The 3659-nt window shown below is 65.8% G+C and carries 2 protein-coding genes and 1 pseudogene; 2 read left to right on the top strand and 1 reads right to left on the bottom strand.

All coding sequences use genetic code 11. The features are described 5' to 3' along the window. Positions 1–566, top strand: a pseudogene (locus WAW85_RS16230) (DNA primase); the annotation flags it as partial. A 9-nt stretch (positions 567–575) separates the two neighbouring features. Here WAW85_RS16230 and WAW85_RS16225 read toward each other — a convergent pair. Next, positions 576–1535 carry a cation diffusion facilitator family transporter gene (locus WAW85_RS16225; RefSeq protein WP_422560619.1) on the bottom strand — a complete coding sequence of 320 codons (960 nt, stop codon included), beginning with the start codon at positions 1533–1535 and terminating at the stop codon, positions 576–578. 166 nt (positions 1536–1701) lie between these two features. Here WAW85_RS16225 and WAW85_RS16220 point away from each other — a divergent pair. Next, the coding region (locus tag WAW85_RS16220) for an OPT family oligopeptide transporter (RefSeq protein ID WP_422560618.1) at positions 1702–3659 on the top strand (1958 nt) is incomplete at its 3' end.

The raw sequence follows: 3659 nt of genomic DNA, 5'->3' as shown, positions 1-3659 counted from the left end.
GTAACGCACGTGGTCGGCAACCCGGCCGGACCGCTGCGCCCGAGGCGTCGTCGCCGCCGCCGACGGCCCGTCCGCTCCCGGGTGATCCACGGCTGTGGCCGCAGCGCGAGGCCTTGAAGGCGGCTATTCAGCATCCGGCGCTCGCCGGCTCAGTGTTCGACTCGCTACCCGCCGAGTGCTTTGGCGAGCCCGCCTACGCCCTTGTGCACCAAGCGATTACGTCGCTGGGTGGCACCGCGAGCGGACTGAGTGGAGCGTCGTGGGTGGATGCGATCCTGCAGGCCATCGACAATCCGGCGTTGGCCCCGCTCGTCACCGAACTGGTCGTCGAGGATCTGCCGGTAGAGGAGTCGGGTCTGCCCCGCTACATCAACAGTGTGCTGGCGCGTTCGCAAGAAGTCTGGGTGGGCGCGCAGATCGCCGATCTGAAGTCCAAGCTTCGTCGGATGTCGCCGGGCGGTGACCCGGACGGGTACAACGCACTCTTCGGCGACCTGGTGGCGCTCGAATCGTACCGCCGCAGTCTGCTCGAGCAGGCCACTGACGCCGGGGTGGAAGCGCTCTAAGGTTGGGCGCTATCGCTTCCGGCGACGCAGCGCGTGGCGCGGCGGAAGCACCTCGTCAACCGGTGTCTCGATTTCGACCTGAATGTGGTGGACCAGGGGCACCGCGTCGCGCACCTGATCTTTCACTTCATCGGTGATGAGTTCGATGTCGTCGGTCGTCAAGCCGTCCGTCAGGTGTAACTCCAGGACCACGAACAGCTTTGACGAGCCCACGTACATCGTCAGCAGGTCCAGCACCGACTGCACGCCCGGTACGCTCAGCGCGGCCCCGCCGAGCCGCGCGCGAGTATTGGCGTCGACCCCCCGCCCGACGATCAGGTCGCGCAGATCCCGCATCAGCAGCGCCGCCCCGGCCATCATCGCCACCCCGATCGCGAGGCTGCCGACGCCGTCGAACTGGGTGAGCCCGGTCGCCCAATAGGTGCCCAGGGCCGCCAGGCCGAGTACCGCGGCGCTGGTCCCGAGTAGGTCGATGGTCAACGTTGCTTTAGTTTCGATGAGACTCGAGCGCCACAGGTGCCGCCACCAGGGAACGGTGGAGGCGTCGTCGTCTTGCCGCATGCGGTGGATGCTCAGCGACAGGGCATAACCGTTGGTGAGCGCGCCGAACAGGAGCATGGCGAAGGCGAGCCAGAGATGTTCGACGGGCGAGGGATCGACCACCTGCCGGTAGCCGAAATACAGGGAGGCCGCGCCGGTGCCAGCGAACATGATCATGCTGGCGATGAGTGCCCAGAAATAGATCTCGCGGCCGTAGCCGAACGGGAAGCGATGGTCGGCTTTGCGTTGGGATCGTCGGACGCCAACAAAGAGCAGCCCACCGGTCGCCAGATCCGAGGTGCCCTGCAGGGCCTGGGAGAGCATCACGGTGGACCCGGTGGCCAGCGCCACGATCAGGTTGAGGGTCACATCGAATGCGCTGACCAGGGTCGATGTGGCGACGACTCGCACATCGGAGACCTTGCGCATGGCACTGAGTCTACTGCTGGGCCGGTGGGTGGGCTTGCCGGGCAAATGCCGCGGGGTGCGACGCGAGGAGATTGTCGTCGTCCGGTGAACGCCGGACGACGGCGGGTTCTATTGTGAGACATCGGCGTGCGGCGCCGGTTGTCACCGAAATCGCAAGGGAGAGTAGATGTCTGCTTCGGCTCGCACGGCAGTGCGCGAGTTGACTGTCCGGGGTGTGATCCTCGGTGGTCTGATCACCTTGGTGTTCACGGCGGCGAACGTCTACCTGGGTCTGAAAGTCGGACTGACCTTTGCCACGGCCATTCCGGCCGCGGTGATCTCGATGTCGATCCTGCGCTACTTCGCCAACCACTCCATCGTCGAGAACAACATCGTGCAGACTATCGCTTCGGCGGCCGGCACGCTCTCGGCAATCATCTTTGTGCTGCCCGGTCTGATCATGATCGGCTGGTGGACGGGCTTCCCGTATTGGGAGACTGTCGCGGTCTGCGCGGTCGGCGGCCTACTCGGCGTCATGTACTCGATCCCGCTGCGCCGAACATTGGTGACCGGATCGGACTTGCCGTATCCCGAAGGCGTGGCGGCCGCCGAGGTACTGAAAGTCGGCGACAGCGAGGTGGGCGCCGAGGAGAACCGCGGCGGCATGCGAATGATCGTCGTGGGATCGCTCGCGGCAGCGGGGTTTTCGCTACTGAGCAATCTGAAGGTGCTGAGCAACGCGGTGTCCGGTGCGTTCAAGGTCGGAGCCGGCGGCACGATGTATGGGGCGAGCCTGTCGCTGGCGCTGATCGGTGTCGGCCACCTGGTCGGTGTGGGCGTCGGCATCGCCATGCTGGTGGGTCTGGTGATCTCCTACGGCTTCCTGTTGCCGCAGCAGACCTGGGGTCAGCTGACCGACGGTGATTTGCTCGACCAAGTCGGTGCGATCTTCTCCTCGGACGTGCGCTTCATCGGCGCCGGTGCGATCGCCATCGCCGCGGTCTGGACCCTGCTGACTCTGGTGGTGCCGATCGCCCGCGGCATCGCCGAATCGCTGAAGAGTGCGCGAAGCCGCCGGCAGGGTGTGCAGGTCGACATCACTGAGCGCGACATTCCGTTCGGGTGGGTGGCGGCCTCGGTGCTGGTGGCGATGATCCCGATCGGGTGGCTGCTGTGGGACTTCCTGCAGGGCACCACGCTGGCGCACAACAGTGCAGGCATGATCGCGGTCAGTGTGATGTTTGTGCTGCTGATCGGGCTGATCGTCGCCGCGGTGTGCGGGTACATGGCCGGTCTGATCGGCTCATCGAACAGTCCTATTTCGGGCGTCGGGATCGTCGTCGTACTGCTGGCGGCGCTGCTGCTGAAGGCGACGCACGGTACCGAGGACGCGCTGGTGATGACGGCGTACACGCTGTTCACGGCGGCGGTGGTTTTCGGCGTCGCCACCATCTCCAACGACAACCTGCAGGATCTCAAGACCGGTCAGCTGGTCGGCGCGACGCCGTGGAAGCAGCAGATCGCGCTGATCATCGGCGTGTGCTTCGGTGCGGTGATCATTCCGCCGGTCCTGGAGCTGATGAACACGGCGTTCGGCTTCGTCGGTGCCCCGGGGGCCAAGGCGGACGCGCTGGCGGCGCCGCAGGCCGCGCTGATGTCGTCGTTGGCCGAAGGGGTGTTCGGCGGCAACTTGGACTGGGGCCTGATCGGCCTGGGCTGCTTGATCGGTGCTGTGGTGATCGCCGTCGACGAGATCCTCAAGCGGACTACAAAGAGCCTCCGCCTGCCGCCGCTGGCGGTCGGGATGGGCATGTACCTGCCGATGGCGATCACGCTGATCATCCCGGTGGGTGCGTTCATCGGCCGCGCCTACAACAAGTGGGCCGAGCGCGACGCGGGTGACGCCGACCGCAAGAAGCGACTGGGCGTGCTGATGGCGACCGGTCTGATTGTGGGCGAGAGCCTCTACGGCGTGATCTTCGCTGGCATCGTCGCAGGTACCGGCGATGACGAACCGCTGGCACTGCCGTTCATCCCGGACGGTTACGCGGGATGGGCGCCGATGGTCGGCGTCATCGTCTTCGCGGTGTTGGTCACCTGGCTGTACAACTACGTGCGCACCACCGCGGCGAAGCCGTACGACGG

The sequence above is a fragment of the Gordonia sp. (in: high G+C Gram-positive bacteria) genome (assembly GCF_049299075.1).
Taxonomy (GTDB): Bacteria; Actinomycetota; Actinomycetes; order Mycobacteriales; family Mycobacteriaceae; genus Gordonia.
The sequence above is the reverse complement of the archived record's forward strand: the minus strand, read 5'-3'. Positions and strand labels throughout refer to the sequence as shown.